Consider the following 25,963-nt stretch of genomic DNA (forward strand, 5'->3'; position numbering starts at 1 on the left):
ATATATTTGAATTAATCGAACTAAAATTCACTAACCGAGATCAAATTCACTAACCGAGACTCACCAATCAAAAATTCGCGAATCAAAATACTACTATCATATTACTTTCTTCATCGGGGAATTTCTGAAATGACTGAACAATCCGCACATGAAAAATACGAATTCAAAAAGAAGCTTGAGGGCCTCAGGGACAAGAGGGGCAGGAGTACCGAGTTAATCTCTCTTTACATCCCGCCTGATAAGCAGATCTTTGATGTCACCAACCAGCTGAAAGATGAACACGGGCAGGCTGCAAACATCAAATCCAAGCTAACAAAGACGAATGTGCAGGGGGCTATTGAGTCTCTGCTCTCCAGGCTCAAGTACCTGGACAAGGTACCTGAAAACGGAGTAGTCTATTTCACGGGAGCCGTGGACATCGGGGCCAACAAGACGAGCATGGAAAGCGAGGTTATCTATCCTCCCGAACCCATCACCGTTTATAAGTACCACTGCGACTCCACCTTCTACCTGGAGCCTCTTGAGGACATGCTCAAGGACAAGAGCACCTTCGGGCTTCTGGTCCTGGACAGGAGGGAGGCAACCGTAGGGCTGCTTGTAGGAAAGAGGATCCAGGCCTTCCGCCGTTTGACCTCCACGGTCCCGGGGAAGCAGAGGAAAGGTGGTCAGAGTGCCCACCGTTTCCAGCAGCTCAGGCTCATTGCAATCCACGAGTTCTACAAGAGGATCGGAGACGCTGCAAGCGAGGTCTTCCTGGCCGTTGACCACAAGGACTTAAAGGGTATCCTGATCGGGGGGCCTTCTCCTACCAAGGAAGAGTTCGAAGGCGGGGAGTTCCTGCACCATGAACTACAGAGGAAGATCATCGGGCTTTTCGACACCGCTTACACCGACGAGTCCGGGCTTTCCGAACTTCTGAACGCAGCAGGGGACAAGCTCCAGGACCTTGAACTCATGGGGCAGAAGAAAATCGTCCAGGCCTTTTTCAAGGAGCTGATTTCCGATTCCGGCAAGGTGGCTTACGGAGAAACCCAGGTCCGGGCAAACCTCGAGATCAGTTCCGTGGACGTGCTCCTCCTCTCCGAAGACCTGCGGGCCGAAAGGGTGACCGTGAAATGCAGTGTCTGCGGCTACGAGAACAAATGGACCCGACGCTGGAAACCCGGGGAGGCTGCCCCCACGGCAGGAAACTGCCCCAAGTGCGGCTCTTCCCTGGAAGTCACGGACGTCACGGATGTTGTGGACGAGCTTTCCGCGCTTGCTGACCAGAGCAACTCAAAGGTGGTCTTCGTATCGACGGACTTCGACGAAGGGGCCCAGCTCATGACCGCTTTCGGAGGCATTGCCGCAATCCTTAGGTACAGTACGGGAGTCTGATCCCGTCTGCCTTTTTCTTTCTTTCCGGCGAGATACGTTTCAGACGCTGTAAAAAGCTGTCCGGACTTCGGTTCCCTATCTCCCTATCCAATAATTTTTAATCAAATCACTTATTTTATTAGAGCAAATCAGATTGTCAATCAGATGATTATTTGAATTAGAGTTACAATCAGATTTACAATCAGATGATTATTTGAATTAGATTTACGATCAGATTTACAGTCAGATTTACAGTCAGATTTACGATCAGATTTACAGTCAGATTTACAGTCAGATTTACAATCAGATTTACAATCAGCTATAATCGTTGATAACTATCAAGTAGACTTTCACATTTATCACAGGTGATTTCTTTGTTCCTGGAACTCAAAGCTCAGGCTGCATCAATCTTAAAAGACGCAATCATGAAGGCCGGGTTCGAGATTGAGGATTCCGAACTCCATTTCGAGACCTCTCCCCACGCCGACCTTGCAAGCAGGGCTGCCTTCAAACTGGCAGGCCTATACAAACAAAACCCAAAAGAGCTTGCATCCCGCATCGTTTCGGAAATCGAAATCCCCGAGGGCTCCTACGTCGGGGAAGTGGCGGCTGTCGGCCCCTACATAAACTTCAGGGCAGGCAGGAGCTACCTTGACCGGACAGTGGCTGCTGTCCGGGAAGAGCAGGAGAAGTTCGGCTGCGGGGCTCCTAAGGACAAAATCCTCCTTGAGCACACTTCCGCAAACCCGAACGGACCCCTGCATGTGGGGCACATCAGAAACTCCATTTTAGGGGACACCCTGGCCCGCATCCTCAAACGCGCAGGGTACGATGTGGAGGTCCAGTACTACGTCAATGACATGGGCCGCCAGATTGCTGTAGTCTCCTGGGCCTGCGAGCGCTTTGAGCTGGACCTTTCGAAAAAGTCCGACTCTGCCATTGCTGACGTCTACATCAAGGCCAATGTGGAACTGGAGAAAAACCCGGAGTACGTAAAAGAAATCGACGCCCTCATGGAAAAAGTGGAAGCCGGGGACGTAAAGACCATCGAGAGTTTTGATGAGGCCGTCTCCCTGGCAGTTGCCGGGATAAAGGAGACTCTCCTCCGCATGAATGTGGTCCACGACGAATTCGTAAAAGAGTCCCTCTTCCTGAAGTCCGGGGCAGTCCACGACATCGTAGAGCGCATCAAAGCCACAGGCAGGACGAAAATCGACAAAGGAGCCCTTGTGGTGGACCTTGCAGACTACGGCTTTGAAAAGACCCTGGTGATCCAGCGCTCGAACGGGACCTCCCTCTACACCACCCGTGACCTGGCTTACCACGAATGGAAAGCCACCCAGGCAGACAGGGTAATCGATGTTTTCGGTGCCGACCACAAGCTTATCTCGGGCCAGCTCAGGGCCACCTTAAACGCAATAGGGCTCAAGGAGCCTGAAGTCGTTATCTTCGAGTTCGTCTCCCTCCCGGAAGGCTCCATGAGCACCCGCCGGGGCCAGTTCATCAGCGCTGACGAGCTCTTTGACAGGGTCACAGCCGCAGCCCTGGACCAGGTCGAAACCCGCCGCCCCGAAACCTCTGCAGAATTCAAAAAGGAAGTCTCCGAGATGGTCGGGATGGGCGCAGTCCGTTACGATATCGTGCGGGTTTCTCCTGAAAAGTCCACGGTCTTCAACTGGAAAGAGGCCCTTGACTTCGAAAAGCAGGGCGCCCCCTATATCCAGTATTCCCACGCCCGCGCCTGCAGCATCCTTGAAAAAGCCAGGGAAGAAGCTGCCTGGGACCCGGCTGCAGCCGTCTCCCCCTCCCTCCTGGTCGAGGACAGCGAAATTGACCTCATCAAGAAGATGGCGATGTTCGACAGCATCATTGACTTCTGTGCCCAGGAACTCAAGCCCCACGTCCTGGCCATCTACGCCCGCGAACTTGCCGATTCTTTCAACCAGTTCTACCGCTTCGTCCCCGTCCTCGTCGCCGAAGACCCCCAGGTCAGGGCTGCAAGGCTTGCCCTTGTTGACTGCGCAAGGATCGTGCTTGCAAACGCCCTCGATACGCTTGGAATCGGTGCCCCGGAGTCAATGTAAAAAAGGCATGAAGGTGTAAAAAAGAGAATAAAGAAATTGGAAGGGATTTTTCCTTTCTTTTTCTCTTCAGTTTTTTTCCTCTCTTTCTTTTTTCAGGAAACAATTGGAACTAGTTGGAACTAATTGGAACTAGTTGGAACTAATTGGAACTAGTTGGAACTAATTGGAACTAATTGGAACTAATTGGAACTAATTGGAAATAACTGTAAACAACTGTAAATAATAGCTAAATGAATCATAATGCTATAGAACCAGTACCAGCTGCAGAGTTATGCAGAGATAACATGATAACGATAAACGATGCTTTTCAGAATTTTTTAAGTGAACAGGAAGGTTCTTTGAAACCCGATACCTACCTGGACTATGAAGATGTGATTTCCCTTTTCGAGGAGTTCCTGGATGCCTGTGCCGACGACTACCTGTCGCGGGAAGACAGGTCTCTTTACGAGGCTCGGCGCAAGCAGGAAAATAAAGAGTACTGCGGGACTTTCGACCCTGAGCACATCGGGCTCCACGAAATCGAAGATTTCCTCGATGACTATCTGGTCGAGATCGGAGGAGGCAAAAAGTTCATCGGGACAGCTTCGCGGGTCCTGAACAGGTTTTTTGAATGGGCGCACGAGAAGGAGTATATCAGCCAGGAAGCTTTTGAAGAAAATACTGGTTTTCTCCGGAAATATAAGAAAAGGTATTGAAGATTCTTTCAGTCTCCTTCTTTCAGTTCTCTAATTTCCTTTTTTTTCTTTTATTCCTTCTTCTTTTTCTTTTTCTCTTTTCAATTTTAGTTTTCTTTCGATCAGAGGTTGCAGGGTTGAAAACTTCCAAAAATCAGGAAAATCCTGAAAAACCGGAAACCCAATTACCCTATAGAACTGCTATGAAGACGATAAAAGAAGCTTTCAACGAATTTCTAAAAGAACAGAAAGACGGCGTCAGCTCCAGGACTCATCGGGACTATGAAGATTTAATCTCGCTTTTCGAGGAATATCTTGATGTTTGTGCCCCTGACGATCTCTATGAAGAAGACAAGAAACTCTACGAAGAGAAGCAGAAGAACGAGCATAAAGAATACTGCCAGATTTTTGACCTTGCGTACATCTCCGATTATGACATCGAATACCTCCTTGAGGATTATCTGATTAATGATGTTGGGGAGAGTGCAACTTTTATTGAAACCTCAAGGCGTTTTTTCCGCAAATTCCTGCCCTGGGCTCATGAAAAAGGTTACGTTGAGCCTGAACATTATGGTGAACTTGCTGATGTCGTGGGAGGACTCAAAGGGAAAAAGTTTGAATGAAAAGGAGGCAGTATGAACCCAAAACCCCTAAAAACCTCTAAAACCACAAACACCGCTAAAACAATTCAGGAAATTTTGGAGGAATTCCTGGCCGAGCAAAAACAAAACCTGAAGCCGCAGTCCTATTAGGGATACGAAACTGCGATGAGCTATTTTGAGCGTTTCCTCGAAGTCTACGGTTCCGAGTACCTGACAGAGAAAGACCTTGAGCGGCATGAGAAGCTCTCCGAAAATGGCAGGGCTTTGGTGAATACCTGGATTTCAGGGGACTTAGGAAGCCCACGACCGTTGAAAAACTTCAGGCTTTTGCCGAATATCTGGAGTTTGGAGCTTTTCCAAGGGTTGTGCTGGAGCAGGACAAGGGTTTAAAAGACGAAAATACCCGGAAAAGAGAAGTCCGGGGTCTTGTCGAGGCTCTGGATGCTTACGGGTTGAAGGAAGGGTTCATAATCACTGAAAATGAACGTGAGACCTTCCTGATTGATGATAAGAAGATAACAGTTGTTCCTGCCTTCGACTGGCTGTAATTCTGGATTTGCAATTATCTCTGTCTCACTTCCCTGAATTTGAGCGTGAATTTCGTTCCGCAGCTGTTTTCAAGCTCGATACTGCCGTCTATCTGGTCTACAAGGGTGTTTACAAGCTGGAGCCCGAGGGAGGTGGAGTTCCTGAAATCGAAGCCCTCGGGAAGCCCTCTCCCGCTGTCTGAAATTATCAGGGTGTACCGGTTTTTCCCGCCTCCGGAACCGTTATGTTCCGGGCAGTCATGTGGCTTTGTGCAGGAGAGTTTGATTCCTATTTCCTTTCTTCTGCCTTCGGGAAAGGCGTATTTCAGGGAATTTGAGACCAGTTCGTTGACTATGATCCCCAGGGGGACTGCAATGTCGGCGTTGAGAAATGCCGGTTCAATGTCCAGGGCCAGGCTTATTTCGTCATTTCCTACGGAGTAGGAGTGAAGGAGTTCTGAGGTCAGTTTCCGGATGTAAGGTGCAAAATCCAGGGTCTCAAGGTCCGGGCTCCTGTAGAGGTCTTCGTGGATTATTGCCATTGAAATGACGCGGTTCTGGCTTTCCCTGAAAGCTTCGAGCACGGATTCGTCTTCGAATTTGTCGGACTGGAGTTCGAGCAGGGAAGAGATTACCTGGAGGTTGTTCTTGATCCGGTGATGTATCTCTTTTTTGCGGATTTCTTCGGCAAGCCTTAGCTTTTCTTCTGCGACTTTCCGGTCCGTTATGTCGTAGATAGTACCCTGTATCATCACCGGTATACCCGCCTCATCGGAAATGTTCTGGATAATCTCGTGGGCCCACCTTATCTTTCCGTTCTTGCGCCGGATGCGGTATTCCCACTTCTCGATGTGGTTGGGGATTGTTTTGAGCCTCTCGCTTTTTTCGTAGAAGCGGGGGAGGTCTTCAGGCTCGATAATCTGTTCCCATTTCAGGTTTCCGGATATGAATTCTTCCGCACGGTACCCTGTAATTTCTTCAATATCTCCGCCTGCAAATATCGGAGTCCCATCCTTATCCAGGTGAAAAGCAATTCCCTTGAAGTTCTGCACGAAAGAGCGGTAGCGTTCTTCGCTCTCCCTCAGTTTCTTCTCGCTGAATTTCTGCTCTGTTATGTCCTTTTTTACCCCTATGACTCTTGAGATCACTCCTTTTTCATCCCTCAGGAAAATCCCGCTGTCAACCACGTAAAAATAGCTTCCGTCTTTTCTCCTCATCCTGTATTCTTCACAGAACTTTTCCTGTTCCCTCCCTTTTTTCCAGTACTTTTCCTTTTTTTTAATTATTTCTGGCAGGTCTTCGGGGTGAATGTGTTCCATCCAGGCATGAACACCAAATTTTTTGAATTCCTCAAAGCTGTATCCCGTAAGTTCCTTAATAGCCCCTGCCCACTCGACATTTCCTGTTCTGGTTTCGCAGTCATATACAACATGTCCTGTCTGTTCCATGGCAACGCGATACCTTTCCTCACTTTTATGCAAAAATTCGTCATTTCTCCTGTTTTCGGTGATGTCCACCATCACTCCCACAATTCCTGCCACGTTCCCTGAACCGTCTTTATAGGCTGCCTTGTTGAAAATAAAGTCCCGTTTCACTCCATCCGCGCACAGGACTTCGGTTTCGTATTGCTGGTTTCCCCCTTCCCTGAGGAGTTTCTGGTCATGCCTCCGGTAGCTTTCTTTAAGGCTATCAGGGAGACGTTTCTGAAATTCCGTGAATGATTTTCCTATGAGCTCCCCTTTGGGAAGCCCCATTATTTGCCTGGCAAACTTCTCATTGCAGTTGACATAAATACCATTTCTCTCCCTTTGAAAGACCGGGCTTGGGATATAATCGAGAAGAAATTCCGGGGGCGATACACTGCCCGGAAGCGATACACTGTCCTGAAACCGGATACCGCTCTGAAGAGATACATTGTCTGGAAACCCGGTGCTGTCCGGAAGCTTCTCCTTGCCTTTCGCTTTTAACAGGGAATCTGGAATTTTCAGTGGGCAGCTTTCAACTTGTCCAGGTTTTTCCATTGGTGTGATACCTTCCCCCGATACTGTACCCTTTTTGTTAACCCTGATTTTTTCGGTCCCTTTAATGATTCAACATCCCCGGTTTTTTGTTTTTCCTTCTCTTTTCAAAATTTGGCGCTCCGGATTGTGTATTCCAGATATAAATTTTGCTGTGAGAAGAGCTGACTCTTAAGGTTTTCACATATATCGTTTATGGTTTTATATATTGATTTTTATTCTAAACAATTCCAATACTTATAATACGTCATACTGTCTTACATAACAGGTATGCATGACATCACTTTTATCGACGGAGGCAGCCTCCCCACCCCTGTGGGTGTGACAAGGGAATGGGTGAAAGCTGCAGCGGAAAACCGGAACGAGGACGAAAAACTCTTTTCCTTAATGAGGGAAGCTTTCCGGAAAAAAATCGATGTTGGGGTTCACGTCCCTACCTATCCCCAGTTCCGGGACATGATCGGGCAGTTCCTGGACATCATCAAGGACGAAAAGAACTGCTATGAACCCTACGTATTAAAAGAAGAAAACGCGAAGATTCTGGAACTTGAGGTTATCGATGAGGTTGCAAAGCTGTATAAAGAGGAGACGGGCGAAACCCTCGAAGTGCGGGTTTGTGTGGCAGGCCCTACCGACCTCTACCTCCAGGCTTTCGGGGCAACGGCTTTTCGGGATGCCTACCACATCCTGGCGCTGGACCTCGAGAGTTTCATAATTCAGGCGTTTAAAACCGCAAAGAACTTCAAAATAAAGGTCGTGGCCCTGGACGAGCCTAGCCTCGGGATGAACGACAGGATCCAGTTTTTTGATCCTGACATCGTCTCTGCGCTCACCCTGGCTTCCACCTATGCCCGGAAGCAGGGGGCCGATGTCGAGATCCACCTCCACTCCCCGCTGAAGTACGAGATCGTCTGCGAGACTCCCATCAACGTGATAGGGGTAGAGTACGCGGCAACTCCCTCTTACCTGGACCTCTTTGACAGAAAAGTGCTTGAAGACTCCGATACCTTTGTTAGGCTAGGGGTTTCCAGGACCGACATTGGCAACCTCATAGGCACGGTCAACGAGACATACGATGTCAACGCCTGGAAGGAAACGGCGTACATGCAAAAGATTGTCACGGACATGGAAACCCCGGAAACCGTAACGAAGCGGCTTGAAAAAGCTTATGCTGTCCTCGGAGACCGGATAAAGTACGCAAGTCCTGACTGCGGGCTGGCTTTCTGGCCGGACCAGGACCTCGCTTTTGCGCTCCTTGAAAACACAGCAAAGGGCATCAATGCATTCAATGCGGAAAAAAAGGACTGAGGGCGGAATATTTTTCCTTTCCCTGTCTATTTTTTCTGTCTGCTTCTTTCTATCTGTTTCTTTTCGCCTGTTTTTTTCTGTCTGTTTCTTCTGTCTGCTTCTTCTGTCTGCTTCTTCTGTCTATTTCTTCTGTCTATTTCTTTATTTTTTGTTCCCTCTTCTTATCTTTTTTACAACCTTTGCCCCTTATCTGTTTTTCATCGTTATTCTGACCCATCTATTTTTTTATAATAATACAGTCTTTCCAATAATGCTAAATTCTTGCAGGTCTACTAGGATGCATGGAAGAAATCCTCTTTGACGATATCGGTAGCTATCCCCTCCCTGACGGTGTCAGCAAGGAATGGGTCCGAAATGCCTTTAAAACGAGAGAAGAAGACGAGAAACTCTTTACGGTTATCAATGACGCCTTCCAGCAGAAAATCGATTCAGGGGTCCAGGTCCCTACTTATCCCCAGTACCAGGACATGAACGGGCAGTTCCTGAAGGTCATCAGGGACGAAAACTGCTGTGAGAGCCCCTTTGAAGTGAAGCTCGAGTGCGCCAGGATCGAAGAGCTTGAGGCCATAGAAAGCGTTGCAAAGGCCTATAAGGAAAAGTTCGGGGAGACCCTTAAGGTCCGGATCTGTGTTACCGGTCCGACAGAACTCTACCTCAAAGAGTTCGGGGGTACACACTATACGGACATCTACTCTCTTTTTGGGAAAAGTGTGAACAAATTTGTCCGGAACTCCATGAAAGCTGCAAAACACTTCAAGATCGCCACGGTCTCCATTGACGAGCCAAGCATCGGGTTAAACCCGGAACTTGCTTTCGGGGAAGACGAAATCATTTCCGCCCTGACCGAAAGCTCAAAAGCTGCAAGCAAGTGGGGAGCTGACGTGGAAATCCACCTCCATTCCGCGCTCTACTACAACCTGGCATGCGAAACGCCGACCATCAACGTGATCGGGATGGAGTCTGCGGGCACGCCTTCCTACATGGACCTCATAGACAAAAAAGTGCTTGAAGATACGGATTCTTTCCTGCGGGTGGGAATTGCAAGGACCGACATCTACACCCTGGCAGGGATCCTTAACGAGAAGTACTGCACAAATGTCTGGAAAGAGCCGCAGTACCTCCCGGAAATCGTCACGGAACTGGAAACCCCTGCAGTCATCGCAAAGAGGCTCAGGATCGCTTACAGGCGCTTCGGAAACCTGATTAAGTACGTCGGCCCGGACTGCGGCCTGGGTTCCTGGCCGAACCAGAGGATAGCCTTCATGCTGCTTTCCAACGTGGCCCAGGGGATCAAGGATTTCAGGGAAAGCCTCTGACCCTGATTCCATTCTTTTTTGAAGAACTCAAGTCTCCTTAACAGGGCTTTAAGCACTCAAGCTTTCTGCCGGAAAGTGACTTTTTCAGAAGAGTGACTTTTTCAGGAAAAGAAGTTACTAAGTTTTCCACTCCAGTGGAACCCATGCTCACATGCAAACTCTCTCAAAAATCGCTGCTTGATGTCAAAGCACAGTGGAAATAAAGGGGTCATTTTCCAATAATTTTTTAGTTTCAATTTAGTTTCAAGCTTGATTTCTGCCTTTCTTTCCCCTTTCTGTTCCCATTCATACTTTTATTTCTTAATTTTCCCGTTTCTACTCTTTAAGCCTGCCGTGCCTTCTATCGATGTCATCCATCGTGTCCAGCATTTTGCGAATCGCAGTTCTGATAGCGTCAGACTGGTTGACGAATTTCTTATTATCTCCCACGTGCTTGTTGAGGTCGTCCAGAAGTTCCTGTGGGATTTCAACACTTACTTTTGGCATAAGGGTCATGCTCCAATGATTATGTAGTATTGATTAGTATGTGTAGTATGTGTGGGTATGTGTAGTTTATGTAGTAAGTGAATTATGATATATGAGTAGTTATGTGCTTATGGGAAGTATATATGGAGTTGTGTATAAGCAAGTTGAAAAGGGAAACATTATACATAATGAAATCTTATGGAAATAGTTTTCAAAAAAAGGTTTGGAAAGGATTTAGCGGGCCCGAAGGGATTTGAACCCCCGGCCTATGGATTAAGAGTCCATCGCTCTGCCTGACTAAGCTACGGGCCCACGCTTTGTTTTCCAATTGAATGAGCGACTCTCATAATGTATTTCCAGTATTTATAGTTTTCGCCAGAGGGGGCGGAAATTTTCATTCTTTTTGTTTTCCTCTGTTATTATTTCCTATTTTTGCCCGGATTTTCTCCAACTGTTTATAAAAAATTTATTCTATATATAAAAAAATTATTTATTTTCTTGAAAAAATCTATTTTTCTTCTTAAGATTTTATTTACCAGACGACTGAATATTTTTCTTAAGTTGGATGTGGAACACCGGAGCGCGTAGCCCTGAATTTTTGCCCAACTTTTAAAATTTCCTTTTTTAAGTGGGTTTTAAAGCAAAACGTTATATACAAGTGAATCTGATTATGACCAGTTAATTGACTTATCCGAAGCTCTGTTGGGGATCAGTTAATAAAAGTAAGTAGAAGGTGTACTTTAACTTATTAGAAGTTTACTTCCTAAATTTGATTTTTCAAGTTTGGTTTGTTAAGTACTGTTTTTACACTTTTCTGGCTCATAGGGCTTTTTAAGTTGGTTAATAGAATTTAAAGGAATGAATGTAATGTTTAAACAAGATAATGTTTCTGTTCCCGTCGAAGAGGGCGAAGTCTACGATGTAACAATCCAGGACATTGCACGCCAGGGCGACGGCATTGCCCGTATTGAAGGTTTTGTAGTCTTTGTCCCTAACACCAGTGTTGGCGACGAAGTTCAGATTAAGGTTGAAAGAGTACTTCCCAAATTTGCATTTGCAAGCATTGTCGAGTAAGTGCGGATTTAAGAAAATTAAGTAATTGATAAATTAAAGGAATGGTTTTTATGTTCAGAGATGAAAGTCGCTCTGTGCCCGTCGAAGAGGGTGAAGTCTACGATGTAACAATCCAGGACATTGCTCGCCAGGGAGACGGCATTGCCCGTATTGAAGGTTTTGTAGTCTTTGTCCCTAACACCAGTGTTGGCGACGAAGTTCAGATTAAGGTCGAAAGAGTACTTCCCAAATTTGCATTTGCAAGCGTTGTCGAGTAAATGCGGATTTAAGAAAATTAAGTTAATTGATATATTAGAGGAATGGTTTTTATGTTCAGAGATGAAAGTCGCTCTGTGCCCATCGAAGAGGGCGAAGTTTACGAGGTTACGATTCAGGATATTGCTCGCCAGGGAGACGGCATCGCCCGTATCGAAGGCTTTGTTATTTTTGTCCCGGGCACCAAAGTCGGCGATGAGGTCCGGATTAAAGTCGAAAGAGTCCTCCCCAAGTTTGCATTTGCAAGCGTTGTAGAAGATTAAGTGTTAAGGGAAACCAATAACTTGGAATGGTTTTTATGTTCAAAGATGAAAGTCGCTCTGTCCCTATCGAAGAAGGCGAAGTCTACGATGTAACAATCCAGGACATTGCCCGCCAGGGAGACGGCATCGCCCGTATTGAAGGCTTCGTGGTCTTTGTCCCGGGCACCAAAGTTGGTGACGAAGTCCGGATTAAGATCGAAAGAGTACTTCCCAAGTACGGTTTTGCCAGCGTCGTTGAGTGACCAGAACAAAAAAACGAAAAAGAGCAAGACTGAAAAATTATTTGTTCAGATAATTTTTCGTTCTCTCTTGCTGTTAATTTCGTACACATTCCGCATCCCGGCTTTACTTGATCTTGCCGGGAACTCTTTTTCTTTGGTTGTTTCTTCAATTAGCTTTAGAATTAGTTTCGAATTGTTTTTGAATTAGTTTTGAATTGTTTTCGAATTAGTTTCTAATCTTTTTCGAATTAGTTTCGAATTGTTTTTGAATTAGTTTTGAATTAGTTTCGAATTGTTTTTGAATTAGTTTTGAATTGTTTTTCAGATTCGATGCTGTTATATAATAGAGAGATAATCATATTTCCGAGTTTGACTGCCAAAGTTTTTAGAAATAAGCTGCAAATTCCCTGAATTTTATACCCGGGGTGAGAAACCCGGAGTGATCCCCGATGATGCGTTTTATCAAGTACCATCCCCAGTCCAATACTTATGTGATTGAAAAAAGAGCTTTTTTCGATGAGGATCTTATTCTGGACGGCAATGTGATTGTCGGGCAGGACGTTAATTTCTGGAAAGACCTCAGGGTGACTGGAAGTCTAGAGCTTGGAAAAGGTTCGATTGTCCGGGGCAATGTGAAAGCCCAGAGTGCCCTGATCTGCTCCGGGGCAAAAATTCTCGGGAGCATTGATACGCTTTCGGAACTTGTCATGCTGGATGGAGCCAGAATAAACTTCGCATTTTGCAAGGGTGACGTTTACATAAGGCCGGGCTGTGCAGTGGCCTCTGTAAAAGCAGAAGGAACTCTTGAACTTATAGGAAAGGTAACGGTCAAAAAGGTAGAGCCTCTCACAAAAGTGGTTGTCAGGGCTGAGGAATGATCCAGGCCATTAAGAATGATCAAAGCCCTTTTTGCTTTACTTTTCAACCTTATATTCTTTATTTTTCACTTCGGGCTATTCTTTTTCCATTTTTTTTTCCGTAATTTATTTTTTTCCTGAAATTTACCTTTTCCTGAAATTTACTTTTTTCCTGAAATTACTTTTTCCTGAAATTCACCTGTTGAACCTTTCTTCTTCAAGGAGTTTCAGGACCTTATCTCTCAGGTTGTTGGCTTCGGGACTGGTCCGGCTCCTGGGGCGGGGGAGATCCACTTTTATGATTTCTTTTATCCTTCCTGGCCTTGAGGTCATGACCACGATCCTGTCCGAGAGGAATACCGCTTCGTCGACGCTGTGGGTCACGAAAAGGAAGGTCACGTGTTTTTGTTCCCATATCTTCAGGAGTTCGTCCTGGAGGACGTTTCGGGTCTGGGCGTCTAAGGCTCCGAAGGGCTCGTCCATCAGGAGGACTTCAGGCTCGTTGGCAAGAGCCCTTGCAATGGCTGCCCGCTGCTGCATACCCCCTGAAAGTTCGTAGGGGTAGCTGTTTTTGAACTGCTCCAGGCCCACGAGTTCAATGTACTTATCCACCTGTTTCCTGGCTTCGCTCTTTTTAACCCCTTGCATCTCAAGCCCGAAGGTAATGTTGTCGATGACCGTCCTCCAGGGAAAGAGGGAGTACTGCTGAAAGACCATGCCTCTTTTTGGGTCCGGGCCCGTAATGGGGACCCCGTTCAACAGGATTTCTCCCGAGGTCTGGGTCTCAAGCCCTGCCGCAATCCTGAGCAGTGTGGTCTTCCCACACCCCGAAGGCCCCAGCAGGCAGATAAATTCCCCGTCTTCCACGTCGAAACTCACGTTTTCCAGGGCTCTGGTCTCGGATTTGTCTTCTTTTTTCGAAAAGGTACGTGAAACGTTTTTTACACTGACTCGGCCCATTTTATACCACAGTTCCTGCCTTCCATCTGAGAAGCTTTGTGTCAACGTAATACCTGAAGAAGCGGTCTATAAAGAGCCCGATGAACCCCAGCAGGAGCATATACACGAGCACGAAGTCCATCCTGTGCAGGTAGTAGTTATGCCAGATCTGGTATCCGAGTCCCTTGTTGCTCACCCCGAACATTTCGGCGGCGACCAGGCACATCCAGCCCACTCCCATGGCAATCCGGATCCCTGCAATGATTGAAGGCATGGCTGAGGGGATTGCAATATATCGGATGAGGTCCACATTCCGGGTACACCCCAGGACCTTTGCTGCTTCAACATGGACCTTAGGCACATTATTAAAGCCGGTGTAGGTGTTGATTATAATGGGGAAGACCATCCCTACAAACACAACAAAGCCTGCGGACTGGTGGGTAAGCCCGAACCACACGATTGCAAAAGGGATCCAGGCCAATGGGGGAATCGGACGCAGAATTTCTATTATAGGGTCGATTGCCCGGTTTGCTGCTTTGAACCAGCCCATGGCTATTCCGAGAGGAATTCCTACCGCAAACGCTGCGGCAATGCCAATTGCAAAGTGAAGTAAACTCGTCAGGGTATCCGTAAAAATTAGCCCGCTTTTGATGATAGCGAAAAAAGAGAGTACTACATCATAAAAACTTGGCAGAAGCAATTTGTTCTGTACTATCCATTCGGCTGCAAACTGCCAGATAGCAATTGCGAAAATAATTGACATTGCTTCAATGCCTTTTTTTTCGGCTGTTTTTATGAAATTGAAATTCATGTCTACTTAAAAGTATTCTTACTTTTTTATCTTTCCGGAAGATTTCAGTTTTCCAGAGTAAATTTTCAGAGCATTTTCAGAGCAAATTGGGGTTCAAACTGCCCCTTTTGGAAGTGAGAGGCAGTTGAACTTTTCCCTTTAAGCTTTTATTTTTTCCTTCAACTTAAGCTTTTATTCCCGCTTTACTCTTCACTGACGGCTGCTTCATAGAAGCTCGTGTCAAAGATTTCTTCCTTTGTCAGAGGCTTCTGGATGTACCCGAGTTCATACTGGACCCTGGCATACTCGACAGTAGAGTTTTCAATCGGTGCGGGGTCTGTAATCCAGGTGCCGTCCCATTCCTGAAGAGACATCTTTACGGTTTCAACGTCCTGTGTGGTCTTGTTTGCAAAGATCTGGGCAGCTTCGTCCACGTTGGCCTTGTTGTATTCGGTTGCCCTGATATGGGTCTTTACTACCTGTTCCACGATTTCAGGGTGTTCCCGGATCATTTCCCCGCTTGCCACGAGCACGCAGCAGGCGTGGTTGGCTTTCATCTCTCCCGAAGCTACGATGGAGCGCCCGTTGCCTTCACTTTCGATGATTGCAGGGGCCGGGTGGGGCAGGAACACGGCATCGACCTTGCCAGCTGAAATGGCGGTGACAGCATCTCCCGGTCCCATCCCGAGGATTGTAACGTCTTTGTCAGGGTTCAGGCCGTTTTCCTTAAGCCATTCCCTGAGAAGGGTGTCCTGAATTGTACCTGTAGGGAAGGTCGCAATCTTGAGTCCTTTCAGGTCCTGCGGGCTTTCGTACCCAAATTCCGGGCGAAGGACGAGGTTTGAGCCCTGGATCTGGACAGCAGCGATGATCTTTGCATCAAGCCCCTGGCTGAGGGCAGTGATTACGGGAGCTGCACCCACATAGGCTATGTCCAGGTCTCCTGCAAGCATTGTCTGCATTTCAGGAGCACCTGTCGGGAATTCATACTCGTTTATCTCCTCGATTCCGTAAGGTGCAAGGTCTTCTTCCCACCAGCCCTTCTCTGCGGCAGTCATGTATGCGATCTGGTGTGTGCTCGGCTGGTACCCGAAGTTCAGCTCCGTAATTGCGGGAGCTTCTCCTGCGCCCTCTTCAGCTCCGCCTTCTTCATCGGATACGCAGCCGGATACGAAGGCAGATGCAACGAGCAATAAGGTAAGGATTAGTACGCCTGATTTTTTCACAATTTCACCTCGATAACTGTAAGCTGATAAACTAATAAACCGATACTTTCCCTAAATAAGCAATGGTTTCCTGAATGGTTTCCTGAATGGTTTCCTGAATGGTTTTTTTGGAAAGCTTTTTAATAAGCTTTGTAGAAAGTGTTTTTCTAAAAGCCATCTGCTTTTCACAGAATGAATTTTGTTAAAAAACAAGGAGCATATCCCTTTATGCGTCAATATTCGTTCAAATTTACTATATATACTTTCTCAAATGCCCGGAGATTATATCCCAAATGTATTAATATATCCGGTAATATTTCTCATTCTGGAAGAAAATTCCTGTGAAATGTAAATTTTATAGCACTTGAAGTTTTTCAGGATTAGAGTGAATCCCTATGAACGTTGCAGACAAGGTCGTTAAAGCCGCATTCGAATCCGATGAAGTGTTCCAAAAAACACTTTCAAATGTAATAAAGGAGGACCTCTCCCTTACTGCCGTAGATTTTGCCAAAAAGGCAAACATCCCCCCGAGCACCCTCTACAAGATCCTTTCCGGGAACCGGGACCCGAACATCAAGACCCTCCGCCAGATCGTAAAAACGATCCGGGAAATCAAGGAATCCGATAGTGGAGACTTTATCGCCGTAATTGCGGCCCGCGCGGTGCTTGACAACATCGTGGAAACAAAAAAGAAGATCGGAGGCCGTCTTGTTACCATCAGGGAATACTCGGCAACCTCCATGGAAGAAGCAATTATCGCAGCCGTCCATGCCGAAAGGGACGGGGCCAAAGCCCTGGTCTGCGCTCCCATCGTGAGCCCCACCGTGGAAAAAATCCTGAACATTCCGGTCACAACCATCATCCCGAAAGACAGCCTCGTAGATGCCATCGAACTTGCGCTCAGGAAAATGGAATGAAACTTTAAGAATGAAACTTTAAAAAATAAAGCGTTTTTTGTAAAAATAGAAAATAATCCCGCGTCTTTTGAATTAACGCGGGAATCTTAAGTTTTCTTGATTTTTTAGCCTTTTTTAGCCTTTTTCAGACTTTTTCAGACTTTTTTCAGCTTCACTTCTTCGGTTTTACGGAATCAAGAAGTTCCTGAACCTTCTCCTGAAGCGTGGCCACGGTCCAGCCGCCTTTGGTAAACATGTAGGCCGCGCCCCCTGCTATTGCCAGGATAAGGGCACCAAGAGCGTAGAGCAGCACAGAGCTCTTTTCGAGAACTGTGTATTCGGCTTCCTGGTCATCGATTTCAACTTTGTAGGTTCCGGGCACTTCTTCTACGTGGGTGAAAGTCACGGTGGTACTTTGTCCCGCGTCCAGGGAAATGCTCTGGGAGTCAACAACGCTTCCGTTAACTACCAGCTCCACATTATATTCCCCTGCGGCGTTGCCTGTGTTTTCTACGTCAATTGAGATCTTGGCCTCCTTTCCGGCCCTGACTTCTATCGGGTCAATTACCAGGTTGGAGAACTCAAAGAGAGCTTCAAACTCCTTTACCCGTACGTTCATGCTCTCTTCGACGAAGCCCTCTTTTACGGCACTGACTTTGATTGTCCCGGCTTCCTTTGTGGTGTAGGTAACCGTTCCGTCAGATCCGGTCTTGCCCAGGGAGGTACCGTCTATGGAGATTTCCGCATCTTTAATTGCGTCTCCGCCAATAGCCTTCTCGGCTTTGATCGTAATCTTGTCGCCCACATAGGCTGTTTCCGGAGAGACACTGAGGCTCATCCTCTCTTTCGGCGGAATGACTTCGATATTCTTGTTTGCGGTGGTGTACCCGTCCTTTTCGGCGGTCACCTTAAAGGTCCCTTCACTTGAGGCAGTATATTCGACAATTCCGTCCTCGTCAGTCTTGCCAATACTCTTTCCGTCAAGCTTTACGGCAGCGTCTTCTACCCCGTCACCGCCGGCAGTCACTTCGATCTCAATGTCATCTCCGACAATGATTTCGTCAGGTATACTGATCTTGAGTTCCCTGCTGGCCCCACCTTTGGTTTCGAATTCAACTAAGGGGTAGAACCTGAGAGTGCTTGAATCGGCAACCTTGATCTTGACGTCGCCCATGAGGTTGATGGTCTTGTCCTTTGAAAGGCTGATGCTTCCATCGTTTCTCATGACGATTTCCCCGTCGCCAAAGCTGTCTACTTCCATTTCCCCGAAGCTCTCTCCATCTTCGATCTGGGTGTAGTCCTCCGAAATCTGGAAGATCCCTTCAGTGAAGACAGCACTGGTTTCCGCGCCAGCAAAGATTGTTCCGAAGTGTACAATAATTACGGGCACATCTTCAGCGTCGCCAATGTCTGCTTTGTAGATGTAGTCATCACCCGAAGAAAGGATATCCTCATCTACCACTTTCCCGTCCTGTTCCAGCTTGACCCAGACGCTGTTCCCGTTGATATCGACCTCTTCGATGTTGAGGGAATATCCGTCTTCAAGGATAAGGGCTGAGCCGGAGTACATCGACTCTTTCTCGTCACTGTCGGTCAGAACTTCGGAGAGGTAGCCGTCATCGAGGATGCTGATATCGTCACTGATTTCTCCGTCAACCGCATCCTCAGGGTATCCTGCAAAGTACTTCTTGGCCATGAAGCCAATGACCTCAAACTTGCCCCATCCACTGTGTTCGAACTCGACCATGGTCGTGTTGGTCCTGTACTCAAGGTCTCCATCATCAATACTCCTGTCATCGGGGTCGAATTCGTCGTTTGTTATCGTCAGGCTTTCGGTCCCCAGGCCTTCATCGATGTCATAATAGAAGCCTTCGAAGTTCAGGGGCGTCCATTCGGGGGCCGCAGTGTCTTTCTTTGCATCGAAAACCGTTCCTCTCAGTTCGTAGGTTCCGGGGTCGGACATGTCCACGATCGGGGCAAAGCGAAGGACATCGTCATCGGCAACAACAATCTGGAGCTTGCCCATAATGTCGATGGTCTTTCCTTTGCTGAGGGAGATTGAGCCATCGTTTTCCATTTCAATATAATCGTCTCCGAGTCCGCTTACCGTCATCTTCCCAAAGTCTTCTCCGTCCTCGATTTCAATGTAGTTGTCCGAGATCTGGAAGATCCCTTCTATGAATACGGCGCTGGTTTCCTGGCCTGCAAAGACGGTTCCGAAGTGTACAATGATTATGGGTACGTTATCCGAATCTCCAAGGTCGGTCTCATAGACGTAATCATTATTTGACTTCAGGAAGTCGTCGTCAACCACATCCCCGTCTTTTTCGAGCTGGACCCAGACAGAGTTCCCGTTGACATCGACTTCCACGATGTTCAGCGCATATCCGTCTTCAAGATCAAAGGAAGAACCGGTATAAGCGGATTCTTTATCGTCACTGTCGATGAGCACCTTTGCAAGCACTCCATCTCCGATTAAGTTCGCATCAAGGGTTTCACCCTCTACAGTGGTTCCGTCGTCTTCGTCGTCAATATACCCTGCAAAATACTTCTCGGCCATAAAGCCTATCACGTAGTACTTGCCCCAGTCGTTGTGTTCAAAGTCGGTTGCTACCGGCTCTGTCCTGTATACGAGGTTTCCGTCATCAATGGTCCTGCCGGGATCATTGCTGGTACCGTCGAGGGTAATCGTCATGGTTTCCGAGCCTACGCCGGATTCCAGGTCATAATAGAACCCTGAATAGCTCTGCGGATTCCATTCATATGTGGTGCTCAGGCCTTTTTTTGCTTCCCAGATGCGGTTGCCGCTGGAATAGTATTTGGAGCGGACGTACAGGGTCCATTTACTTGAAACAGTCCCGTTTCCATTGCTGGCTTCTGCTGTTATGTTATAGGTACCTACTTTCTTTTCTTCAAAAGTGTAGGAATCCTCTGTTACAGGGGAATCTGTTTCTTTCTTTTCGTCCCCGTTTACAAGCCATCTTATTGTACATTCCTGGTCGGTTGTGACGTTGAATGCCTGTTTTTCTCCTTCGGTTATTTCTACTTCTTCCTTATCTGGGTATTTTTCTGTGATCTCCGGATCTTCGGGTTCGCTTTCTACAGTATCTACGGTCCATGTCCATTCTTTCGGGACTGTTCCGTTTGCGTTTTCAGCTTCTGCTTTTACTGTATAGCTTCCCGCAGGTGCCGTGTTGTTTGAATAGGTATCAGTATCAACATTCGTTGCCGAATCTTTCACCACAACGTCGTCAATGTACCATGTTATGTTACAGAGCTGGTTTGTATCGATTGTGAATTCCTGAGTCTGACCTACTGTAGATTTAGGATCAGTAGCCGGGTCAAAGCTTTCGATACTGAGTGATTCGCTTTCTACAGTATCTACGGTCCATGTCCATTCTTTCGGGACTGTTCCGTTTGCGTTTTTAGCTTCTGCTTTTACTGTATAGCTTCCCGCAGGTGCCGTGTTGTTTGAATAGGTATCAGTATCAACATTTGTTGCCGAATCTTTCACCACAACGTCGTCAATGTACCATGTTATGTTACAGAGCTGGTTTGTATCGATTGTAAATTCCTGTGTTTCACCTACGCTGGATGTAGGATCAGTAGCTGGGTCAGAGCTTTCGATACTGAGCGATTCGCTTTCTACAGTCCACGTCCATTCTTTCTGGACCGTTCCGTTTGCGTTTTCAGCTTCTGCTTTTACTGTATAGCTTCCTGCAGGTGCCGTGTTGTTTGAATAGGTATCAGTATCAACATTTGTTGCCGAATCTACAACAGTGCTGTCAATATACCATGTTATGTTACATGTCTCATTCGTGCTGATAGAGAATTCCTGTGTTTCACCTACGTTGGTTGTAGGATCAGTAGTTGGGTTAGAGCTTTCGATTAGGGGAGCCGCCATCGCAACTCCGCAAAATAGCCCCAGCAATAGAATTCCTGTTATTATCTTCATTTTTGTTTTATTCATACTCGAACCTTCTGAACCTTGTGCATAATTTATATACTGCGTAAATTTCAGGTAAATTTAACTTTAATTTTATTCTACATTTCTTGATAATTATAGACTTTTTTCAGTCAATAGTTCTTAATTTTATCTTTCTTATCCTGAATTTTTATATTCTAAACGATAAATGTCAGTTCTTAGCGGGAGTTGTCGGTCAACTGCTTTCGGCTTTTAACTGCTGGTACCCTCTCTGCTCTACAGGTTGTATTCTGCCGTCGACGCTTTCGAGTACAATCCCCTCTTCGTATTTCGTGCATTCTCCTATGACACTTAACTTACATATATTTTGTACTTTTTTTAGCCGTTCGGGAGTGATTGTGAAAAGGAGTTCGAAATCCCCGCCTGTATAAAGGGCAAGTTCCAGCAGTTTTTCAGGGCCGTTTTCAGGACCTTTTTCGGGGCTTGAGGCAAAGTCCCTGACTTCCTGGAGGATGGGGAGGGAGTTTTCCCGGATCTTGAAACCTACCCGGCTTACTTTTGCAAGGTCGTGGAGGGACATGGCAAGGCCGTCGCTTGTGTCCATCATGGAGGTGACGGCGCCTGAGGCGGCCAGTTTTTGGGCTTCGTGGGTGCGGGGGACGGGCTCAAGCAGGCTTTTTATCAGGCTTTCGCTCGCCTTCTTCCGTCCAATACCCCCATGTTTCGACTGGAGAACCTCAAGGGCAGCCCCTGCAGAGCCTGTATGGCCCGTCACACAGACAAGGTCTCCGGGTTTTGCCCCGGAGCGGCGGAGGAGCTGGTTTTTTTTCACCCGGCCGAGGGCTGTGCCCGTGATTGTCAGTTCCTCGTGGGTGTCGAGGTCGCCTCCGATCACGGGAGTTTCACAGAATTCGGCGCAGGCCTGTATGCCTTTCGCAAGCTCTTCGAAAAAGGAGATCTCAGTATCTGCAGGCATCCCGATTGCCACCAGGAGCCCTGTGGGCCTTGCGCCCATGGATGCGATGTCGCTCAGGTTTACGGCTGCGGACATCCAGCCAATCTGCCAGGGAGTCATCCCTTCGGGAAAGTCCGTGGTCCTGTGCAGCATATCGGTGGTAACGACAAGGCAGTCTTCGCCGTTCAGGTCAAGGACAGCACAGTCATCGGAACCGGGGCCCACCAGGAGCTCCTGGGGGCTCTCCTTTTTCCCTTCCGGGCTTTCCTCCTTTCCTTTCTCCTGTTTGCCTCCCTTTCCGGCAGGAGCTTTAAAAATCTCAGATAAGCGGGAGATCAGAGCGCGCTCTCCGATCGCGGATACCTTTTTTTCCGTCATAATATCAATTTTCAAAAATTTTCATGATGTCAGGGGTGGGGGTAGCTAGTCTAACCCTTTGTTTACTGGACTGCGTTTCTATCATTTATTTAACTTTTGTAACTCCGGAGGTTACACGCAAAAATTTAATGACCGAGGGAACCTGGATAAGGGACAAACCTTTCATTGGTTTCATCCAACTTCATCCAACTTCATCTGATTTTATCCGGATTCTTCAGGTTTTTTTGGCTTCTCCATGCACCCTGGTTCGGAACTGCTTCATACTTTATCAACAGGCATGTATAAGGCTTTTGTAAACTTCAAATTAGTTTGAACCTAAGGTGAAAGTTGCCTCAAAAGCCGCCTGCTCAAAAAAGCTTGAAGCGCCAACAGAATAACCAAAAAAGAAGTATACTGGAATAATTTTGAAGGAAAAGGCCAGAGCCAAAAATATCAGGTTGTTTTCTATTAAACAGCCTCTTTCCCATCTTTTCTATCAAACAGCCTCTTCGCCATCCTCTTTCGTCCGGACTTTCACCTTTTCCAGGAAACCTTTTGCCGTTTTCCCAAGTTCGAGCATTTCTTCCCTGTCCAGGGACCTGACTTTCCGGAGGCTTTCCTGCAGGCTGTGTTCTGGGAGGCCCTGCTGGAGCACGTAGACAGTTTTTTCCCTGTTTTTCACGTTTTCTGAAATCCAGGCCGCTATATGTTCGATCTCTTCTTTGCTTCCGATAAGGTCCCGGATAAGTGTTGTCCGGAGTTCCAGTTCCAGGCTGGCGGAATCTGCAGTTTCTATTGTTTTTGCAACGGCTGCTGCGATCTCTTCCGGAGTTTTCCTGACGGTTCCGTCTCCATATCCCCCACAGCCGGCAACTTTTGCGTAAAGTCCGGGGTCGTTCGGGGGAGCTTTTACGTCGATGAAGAACTTATCAACCAGTTTCCGCTCAACCAGCTCTGCTGCCCTTTCCGGGTAGCAGCCGTTTGTGTGGATGCCCACAAAAAGCCCCAGTTCCTTTGCAAACTCTGCGAGGGGCACGATTGCTGCCTGCATCAGGGGTTCTCCTCCCGAAAATACGGCTGCGCTCACAAAAGGCCCGGAATTTTTGATCTGCTCTTTCACAAAATCGAGTTCTACAAGGCCAGGCTCTTCAAGGTAGGAGTGGTTCTGGCAGTAGGGGCAGCGAAGGGGGCAGTCCCGGAAAAATATGGTAACAGCAGCTTTCCCTCGCCAGTCCAGGGTGGAGAGGGAGACCGTGCCTGCGTAGTTTACTTTCATGATTCATTCTCAGGTAATTTTCGGATCCTTCTTATGTTAATTTCCGGATCCTTCTTATGTTAATTTTCGGATCCTTCTTATGTTAATTTTCGGATCCTTCTTATGTTAATTTTCGGATCCTTCTTATGTTAATTTTCGGATCCTTCTTATGTTAATTTTCGGATCCTTCTTATGTTAATTTTCGGGTCCTTATGGCATTCTTGCAGCAATAAAAAAGAAGTTTAAGGGAAACTCTCACCTGAGTTCCCTTGTACCGTATCGTTTCCGGTCCCGGAGTTCCTGCTGTTTTCCTTTGTTCCAGCCGGCCACAGGCTGCAGGTAACCTGTGATCCTCGAGAGGTGCTCTACGTTTTCCGAGCCGCATTTGGGGCACCTGTCCAGGATCCCTGAAGCTACGTATCCTCCGTCCGTACAGACTGTCATGTCCCGGGTGAAGGCAAAGTAACCTGTCTGGGTGTTTTTTGCGATGTGCATGGCAAGTTCCTGCAGGCCTTCAGGGTCGGGTTTTCCTTCCCCGAGCCAGATATGCATGATATTTCCTCCGTCTACGACCGGGAAGAAGGTATGTTCGTATTTGATCCTCTCTGCCAGGGAGATATTAGCTCCCGGGGGGATGTGGGTCCCGTTCGTATAGTAGACGGGCAGGTCGTGGGTTTCGTTGATATCATGCAGTGCAGCGTCCAGGTCTCCCTTGATGGTGCTCTCGGCTTTGTCTGCGTACTCTTTGTGCAGGAGGTCGGAAACTGCAAAGCGCTGGGCGGTGGTCTCAGCAGGAGTCCTTGCAAGGGCAATTTCCATGTCGTTTTCTTCTGAGAGTTTCTGGGCATGCATCTTCATCTCGAACATCGCCCTGATGGCAAGCTTGTACGCTTTCGGAGATTCGTGCATCTGGTACCCGGTGTGGTACTGGACCATCTCGTTTATCCCGACAATCCCTATGGTGTAGACCAGGCTGTCGAAATCAACGGCCATGGCTCCTTTTTCTCCAGTATTCGGGTCTTTCGGGCGCTGGGAAGCAAAGGGGATCCTGTTCATTTTCAGGAGGTTTGTCATCCATCTCCGCTTTACTTTGAAGACTTCCACGGATTTGTTCATCAGGAACTTCAGTTCATTGAAGAGCTTTTCATCGTCTTTTTCGGCTTTGTAGGCTGCTCTGGGGCAGTTAAGGCTCATGACCATCCAGGAACCCATGGAAAAGTGTTTCCCTTCCTTGAAATAGAGCTTGTCGTTGAACTCATCATCATCGGTCGGGTTTGCGGAAAACTGGTAGGCACAGCACTGGTAGCATGAAATCCCCTCGCCTGCACCCCTGTATTCGGGCAGCTGGTTGTCGAAGTACGGGGACCCGAATTTGGCAGCCAGTTCAAAGGTCATCCTGTAGAGTTCCTTATAAGTTGGAAGTTCCGGGTGTTCCCTGTTGAATTCTGCATCTTCTTCCATAAAGTCCGGTTCGATGGAAATTTCGGGTTTCGGGAAGCTGAAAGGCTTGCCCCAGGCATCTCCTTCGAGCATCACGTCCATGAGGGCCTTAAAGCCCAGGCGGACTTCCTTTTCAAATTCCCCGTAGGTCCTAAGAAGGGCCTGTTCCCCGTTCCAGACCTTGCCCATTGCAACTACAGGTTTGTCTTTCCAGAGTTTCGGAATGCCGGGGGAGAGCTGGACGGAAGAGAAGACAGTCTGTCCGCCCCTGGCACACATCATCTGCATCATTTCGTAGACAAACATCTGCATGAGCTGTTTGATTTCCTTATAGGACTTGCCTTCAAGGTAGGGAGCCAGAAATGTCAGGAAGTTGTAGAAGCCCTGTCCGCCTGCAAAGTTTGTCTGGGCCGAGCCCATTGCCTTTACCGCGTGGAGGAAGGCGACTTCGGCGTTTTTGGCGGGTTTTGCAACGCTTGACTGGGTCCCGACTCCATCGGGCATGAGCCCGTAGTAAAAGAAATATCTGAGGTCCCAGTCCTGGCAAAACGGCCTTGTCCCCATGTATTCCAGGTCGTGGATGTGGAAGTCCCCGTTCAGGTGCAGGTCGGCAAGTTCCTTTGGCATTAGCAGGAGGTTCTGTTCCTTGGACATCTTGTCGGCTTTCTTCTTGTGGGAGGTTTCGGCGTTGTTGAGCTGGTTCGCGTTGTCGTTTGCCTCAAAGCCGTACCCGGTGTCGATTTCATAGGCATCGTACACGGAAGCCCCGACCCTGGTCATGATGTTTCGCCACTCGACATGCCCCCTCTCAAGGAGGATGGTGTTTACGATTTCCCTTATAAGGGGACCTGAAAGGAACTTTGCATTCATCCTGCGGATGATCCTTTCAGCTTCTTTTGCAATGTCTACAGCTTCTTCTTTTGTGATTGCGGGTTTGTTGTAAAAGATCTCGCTGAGTTTTGTCTCTTTAAGAAGCTGGTTTACAATGATGTTCTTGTCCCAGTTGACTATGAAGCCGTCTGTGGTCCTTACTTTAGGGAGTGGGGAGAGAGACAGCCCGTCGAGTGTCTTTTGCACTGGCTGGTTGTCGGATAACTGGTCCTCGGATAAGAGAGTGTCGCCTGTCATTTTGCTCATCTTCAGTCGCTGTTTTAAAGGTAAAATCTGCAAAACGTATTCAG

At 47.4% G+C, this 25,963-nt stretch carries 22 protein-coding genes and 1 tRNA gene; 13 read left to right on the top strand and 10 right to left on the bottom strand.

The window, feature by feature from the left end:
• Window positions 1–129 precede the first annotated feature (129 nt).
• From prf1 to FTO70_RS10165, 5 genes are all read left to right on the top strand, one after another.
• Window positions 130–1,377: a peptide chain release factor aRF-1 gene (gene prf1 / locus FTO70_RS10145; protein WP_255335641.1), complete on the top strand. Its 1,248-nt coding sequence runs from the start codon at window positions 130–132 to the stop codon at window positions 1,375–1,377.
• Between the two features lie 353 nt (window positions 1,378–1,730).
• Complete coding sequence (gene argS / locus FTO70_RS10150) at window positions 1,731–3,440, top strand: arginine--tRNA ligase (RefSeq protein ID WP_255335642.1); 1,710 nt, start codon at window positions 1,731–1,733, stop codon at window positions 3,438–3,440.
• Window positions 3,441–3,778: 338 nt separating this feature from the next.
• Entirely contained in the window at window positions 3,779–4,135 is a 357-nt protein-coding gene (locus FTO70_RS10155; protein WP_255335643.1) for a hypothetical protein, read from the top strand.
• A gap of 182 nt (window positions 4,136–4,317) precedes the next feature.
• Complete coding sequence (locus FTO70_RS10160; RefSeq protein WP_255335644.1) at window positions 4,318–4,737, top strand: hypothetical protein; 420 nt, start codon at window positions 4,318–4,320, stop codon at window positions 4,735–4,737.
• Between the two features lie 344 nt (window positions 4,738–5,081).
• The gene (locus tag FTO70_RS10165) at window positions 5,082–5,264 is read left to right on the top strand and encodes a hypothetical protein (protein WP_255335645.1); all 183 of its coding nucleotides are present in this window, start codon (window positions 5,082–5,084) and stop codon (window positions 5,262–5,264) included.
• A 14-nt stretch (window positions 5,265–5,278) separates the two neighbouring features.
• Here the strand turns inward: FTO70_RS10165 and FTO70_RS10170 are convergent, their stop codons facing one another.
• The gene (locus FTO70_RS10170; RefSeq protein ID WP_255335646.1) at window positions 5,279–7,264 is read right to left on the bottom strand and encodes a PAS domain S-box protein; all 1,986 of its coding nucleotides are present in this window, start codon (window positions 7,262–7,264) and stop codon (window positions 5,279–5,281) included.
• A gap of 267 nt (window positions 7,265–7,531) precedes the next feature.
• Between FTO70_RS10170 and FTO70_RS10175 the strand changes: the two genes are divergently transcribed.
• Window positions 7,532–8,569: a methionine synthase gene (locus FTO70_RS10175; RefSeq protein ID WP_255335647.1), complete on the top strand. Its 1,038-nt coding sequence runs from the start codon at window positions 7,532–7,534 to the stop codon at window positions 8,567–8,569.
• A gap of 281 nt (window positions 8,570–8,850) precedes the next feature.
• Window positions 8,851–9,885 (top strand): methionine synthase, encoded by a 1,035-nt coding sequence (locus tag FTO70_RS10180; protein WP_255335648.1) that lies wholly within the window; start codon window positions 8,851–8,853, stop codon window positions 9,883–9,885.
• A 315-nt stretch (window positions 9,886–10,200) separates the two neighbouring features.
• Here the strand turns inward: FTO70_RS10180 and FTO70_RS10185 are convergent, their stop codons facing one another.
• Together FTO70_RS10185 and FTO70_RS10190 are read right to left on the bottom strand one after the other, a co-directional pair.
• A complete protein-coding gene (locus tag FTO70_RS10185; RefSeq protein WP_255335693.1) occupies window positions 10,201–10,371 on the bottom strand; it encodes a type II toxin-antitoxin system ParD family antitoxin in 171 nt (56 codons plus the stop codon).
• A 217-nt stretch (window positions 10,372–10,588) separates the two neighbouring features.
• Window positions 10,589–10,662 (bottom strand) — tRNA-Lys (locus tag FTO70_RS10190).
• Between the two features lie 555 nt (window positions 10,663–11,217).
• Between FTO70_RS10190 and FTO70_RS10195 the strand changes: the two genes are divergently transcribed.
• The 5 genes from FTO70_RS10195 (at window position 11,218) to FTO70_RS10215 (ending at window position 13,041) form a co-directional block, all read left to right on the top strand.
• Entirely contained in the window at window positions 11,218–11,424 is a 207-nt protein-coding gene (locus FTO70_RS10195) for a TRAM domain-containing protein (protein WP_255335649.1), read from the top strand.
• Window positions 11,425–11,474: 50 nt separating this feature from the next.
• Window positions 11,475–11,681: a TRAM domain-containing protein gene (locus FTO70_RS10200; protein WP_255335650.1), complete on the top strand. Its 207-nt coding sequence runs from the start codon at window positions 11,475–11,477 to the stop codon at window positions 11,679–11,681.
• 51 nt (window positions 11,682–11,732) lie between these two features.
• Complete coding sequence (locus FTO70_RS10205; RefSeq protein ID WP_255335651.1) at window positions 11,733–11,942, top strand: TRAM domain-containing protein; 210 nt, start codon at window positions 11,733–11,735, stop codon at window positions 11,940–11,942.
• Window positions 11,943–11,977: 35 nt separating this feature from the next.
• On the top strand, window positions 11,978–12,184 hold the full coding sequence (locus FTO70_RS10210) for a TRAM domain-containing protein (RefSeq protein WP_255335652.1): 207 nt from the start codon (window positions 11,978–11,980) through the stop codon (window positions 12,182–12,184).
• A 428-nt stretch (window positions 12,185–12,612) separates the two neighbouring features.
• The gene (locus FTO70_RS10215; protein ID WP_255335653.1) at window positions 12,613–13,041 is read left to right on the top strand and encodes a polymer-forming cytoskeletal protein; all 429 of its coding nucleotides are present in this window, start codon (window positions 12,613–12,615) and stop codon (window positions 13,039–13,041) included.
• Between the two features lie 174 nt (window positions 13,042–13,215).
• Here FTO70_RS10215 and FTO70_RS10220 read toward each other — a convergent pair whose 3' ends face one another.
• The 3 genes from FTO70_RS10220 to FTO70_RS10230 all read right to left on the bottom strand — a co-directional run bounded on the left by FTO70_RS10220 (window position 13,216) and on the right by FTO70_RS10230 (window position 15,975).
• The gene (locus FTO70_RS10220; RefSeq protein ID WP_255335654.1) at window positions 13,216–13,980 is read right to left on the bottom strand and encodes an ABC transporter ATP-binding protein; all 765 of its coding nucleotides are present in this window, start codon (window positions 13,978–13,980) and stop codon (window positions 13,216–13,218) included.
• 1 nt (window position 13,981) lies between these two features.
• The gene (locus tag FTO70_RS10225; RefSeq protein ID WP_255335655.1) at window positions 13,982–14,770 is read right to left on the bottom strand and encodes an ABC transporter permease; all 789 of its coding nucleotides are present in this window, start codon (window positions 14,768–14,770) and stop codon (window positions 13,982–13,984) included.
• A gap of 182 nt (window positions 14,771–14,952) precedes the next feature.
• Window positions 14,953–15,975, bottom strand: coding sequence for an ABC transporter substrate-binding protein (locus FTO70_RS10230; RefSeq protein ID WP_255335656.1), 1,023 nt, complete (start codon window positions 15,973–15,975; stop codon window positions 14,953–14,955).
• 374 nt (window positions 15,976–16,349) lie between these two features.
• Here FTO70_RS10230 and FTO70_RS10235 point away from each other — a divergent pair, with 374 nt between their 5' ends.
• Window positions 16,350–16,871: a helix-turn-helix domain-containing protein gene (locus FTO70_RS10235; RefSeq protein WP_255335657.1), complete on the top strand. Its 522-nt coding sequence runs from the start codon at window positions 16,350–16,352 to the stop codon at window positions 16,869–16,871.
• Between the two features lie 151 nt (window positions 16,872–17,022).
• Here the strand turns inward: FTO70_RS10235 and FTO70_RS10240 are convergent, their stop codons facing one another.
• From FTO70_RS10240 to nrdD, 4 genes are all read right to left on the bottom strand, one after another.
• A complete protein-coding gene (locus FTO70_RS10240) occupies window positions 17,023–20,820 on the bottom strand; it encodes an S-layer protein domain-containing protein (protein ID WP_255335658.1) in 3,798 nt (1,265 codons plus the stop codon).
• Window positions 20,821–21,010: 190 nt separating this feature from the next.
• Window positions 21,011–22,108 (bottom strand): thiamine-phosphate kinase, encoded by a 1,098-nt coding sequence (gene thiL / locus FTO70_RS10245; protein WP_255335659.1) that lies wholly within the window; start codon window positions 22,106–22,108, stop codon window positions 21,011–21,013.
• 475 nt (window positions 22,109–22,583) lie between these two features.
• Window positions 22,584–23,363: an anaerobic ribonucleoside-triphosphate reductase activating protein gene (locus FTO70_RS10250; protein ID WP_255335660.1), complete on the bottom strand. Its 780-nt coding sequence runs from the start codon at window positions 23,361–23,363 to the stop codon at window positions 22,584–22,586.
• A 234-nt stretch (window positions 23,364–23,597) separates the two neighbouring features.
• Window positions 23,598–25,919 (bottom strand): anaerobic ribonucleoside-triphosphate reductase, encoded by a 2,322-nt coding sequence (nrdD, locus tag FTO70_RS10255; protein ID WP_255335661.1) that lies wholly within the window; start codon window positions 25,917–25,919, stop codon window positions 23,598–23,600.
• Window positions 25,920–25,963 lie beyond the last annotated feature (44 nt).

Origin of the sequence: Methanosarcina sp. KYL-1, assembly GCF_024372725.1 — an archaeon.
Classification (GTDB): Archaea; Halobacteriota; Methanosarcinia; order Methanosarcinales; family Methanosarcinaceae; genus Methanosarcina.

Coding starts and splice junctions, on each gene's coding strand:
- prf1 (WP_255335641.1), top strand. CDS start 130: ATGACTGAACAATCCGCACATGAAAAATACGAATTCAAAAAGAAGCTT.
- FTO70_RS10160 (WP_255335644.1), top strand. CDS start 4,318: ATGAAGACGATAAAAGAAGCTTTCAACGAATTTCTAAAAGAACAGAAA.
- FTO70_RS10170 (WP_255335646.1), bottom strand. CDS start 7,264: ATGGAAAAACCTGGACAAGTTGAAAGCTGCCCACTGAAAATTCCAGAT.
- FTO70_RS10175 (WP_255335647.1), top strand. CDS start 7,532: ATGCATGACATCACTTTTATCGACGGAGGCAGCCTCCCCACCCCTGTG.
- FTO70_RS10180 (WP_255335648.1), top strand. CDS start 8,851: ATGGAAGAAATCCTCTTTGACGATATCGGTAGCTATCCCCTCCCTGAC.
- FTO70_RS10185 (WP_255335693.1), bottom strand. CDS start 10,371: ATGCCAAAAGTAAGTGTTGAAATCCCACAGGAACTTCTGGACGACCTC.
- FTO70_RS10195 (WP_255335649.1), top strand. CDS start 11,218: ATGTTTAAACAAGATAATGTTTCTGTTCCCGTCGAAGAGGGCGAAGTC.
- FTO70_RS10200 (WP_255335650.1), top strand. CDS start 11,475: ATGTTCAGAGATGAAAGTCGCTCTGTGCCCGTCGAAGAGGGTGAAGTC.
- FTO70_RS10205 (WP_255335651.1), top strand. CDS start 11,733: ATGTTCAGAGATGAAAGTCGCTCTGTGCCCATCGAAGAGGGCGAAGTT.
- FTO70_RS10210 (WP_255335652.1), top strand. CDS start 11,978: ATGTTCAAAGATGAAAGTCGCTCTGTCCCTATCGAAGAAGGCGAAGTC.
- FTO70_RS10215 (WP_255335653.1), top strand. CDS start 12,613: ATGATGCGTTTTATCAAGTACCATCCCCAGTCCAATACTTATGTGATT.
- FTO70_RS10220 (WP_255335654.1), bottom strand. CDS start 13,980: ATGGGCCGAGTCAGTGTAAAAAACGTTTCACGTACCTTTTCGAAAAAA.
- FTO70_RS10225 (WP_255335655.1), bottom strand. CDS start 14,770: ATGAATTTCAATTTCATAAAAACAGCCGAAAAAAAAGGCATTGAAGCA.
- FTO70_RS10235 (WP_255335657.1), top strand. CDS start 16,350: ATGAACGTTGCAGACAAGGTCGTTAAAGCCGCATTCGAATCCGATGAA.
- FTO70_RS10240 (WP_255335658.1), bottom strand. CDS start 20,820: ATGAATAAAACAAAAATGAAGATAATAACAGGAATTCTATTGCTGGGG.
- thiL (WP_255335659.1), bottom strand. CDS start 22,108: ATGACGGAAAAAAAGGTATCCGCGATCGGAGAGCGCGCTCTGATCTCC.
- FTO70_RS10250 (WP_255335660.1), bottom strand. CDS start 23,363: ATGAAAGTAAACTACGCAGGCACGGTCTCCCTCTCCACCCTGGACTGG.
- nrdD (WP_255335661.1), bottom strand. CDS start 25,919: ATGAGCAAAATGACAGGCGACACTCTCTTATCCGAGGACCAGTTATCC.